The sequence below is a fragment of the Aeromonas sp. QDB11 genome (assembly GCF_027705265.1).
Classification (GTDB): Bacteria; Pseudomonadota; Gammaproteobacteria; order Enterobacterales; family Aeromonadaceae; genus Aeromonas; species Aeromonas allosaccharophila.
Window position 1 is genome coordinate 1 of the sequence record NZ_JAPDBM010000191.1, and the last position, 996, is coordinate 996.

General features: G+C 61.0%; 1 protein-coding gene. It reads right to left on the reverse strand.

Annotated elements, in window-relative coordinates:
• Nucleotides 1-996: IS4 family transposase (locus OKC40_RS22590; protein WP_270797040.1), on the reverse strand; the 996-nt coding region annotated here is incomplete at both ends.

Genomic DNA, 996 nt, shown 5'->3' on the forward strand with positions numbered 1-996 from the left:
TAACTTCGCTCCCTTCGTTCCGGCAGCACAAACTGTCCCGCCTGTTTCTCCAGGTCAGCTACCCGCTTCGGGATAGTACCCGGTGATAGGTACGGCATGCAGCTCAGTTCATGGATAAGATAGACCGACGCCATGTGAAAACTCAGCTGACTCGCCGTGTATCCCTTTAGACTCGCCGCCATCTTCACCATCTGGCTACGCAGCAGGTTGTACGCCAACAACACGCCCCACAGCTCTTGCCGTATCCCCATTGCCTTCTTGCTACGCAGGGTCAGTCGGTGTTGTTGCAGGCTGTGCTTCATCTCCCGATAGCCCAACTCGATTTCCCAGCGATGGCTGTAGAGCTCGACGATGTCAGCCCCCGGGAAACGCATCGGGTCGACCATCGAGGTCAACACTTGGCGCTCCTTGCCGTTGAGGCTGCGGGTCAGCAAGCGGGCTTCCAGCGTGTCCGGCAGTTGCGGCCACTTCTTGCGTGCCTGTGGACTGGTCTTGAGATGCACCAGCACATCCTGACGCCCCAGCTTGCGCACCACCTCATACTGCGTGCCCTTTTTGAGCGGCAGCAACCAGTGCCGCTCGCAGCCGGTGGTTTGCCAGGCGTGGAGCAGGCCAAGCGAATAGAACCCCTTGTCGAACAGGGTCAGCGAGTGGTCTGGCGTGCGCGCGATAAGCTGCTCGGCCAGCACCATCTCGTTGACGGTGCAACTCTCCATGACCGCTTGCACAAGCAGGTGGCTGGTGAGCTCCATCTGGCAGAGCATGCGCACCTGCGGATAAGCGGTCTCGCCATGCTGGGTGCCGGGTTTGGCAAACGCAGCGGCATTGTCCGGGGTATCGGGCGTGCGCCACATCACGCCATCAACGGCGAGCAGTTGCAGCCCTGCCCAGCCGGGGTGATTGGCCTGCTGGTGCCAGAGCGAGGCGGTCTCGTGAAACAGCCGTTCGATACTCTTGTCCCCGAGCTTTTGGCGGGCTTGCAGGAAGGCGCTGGGG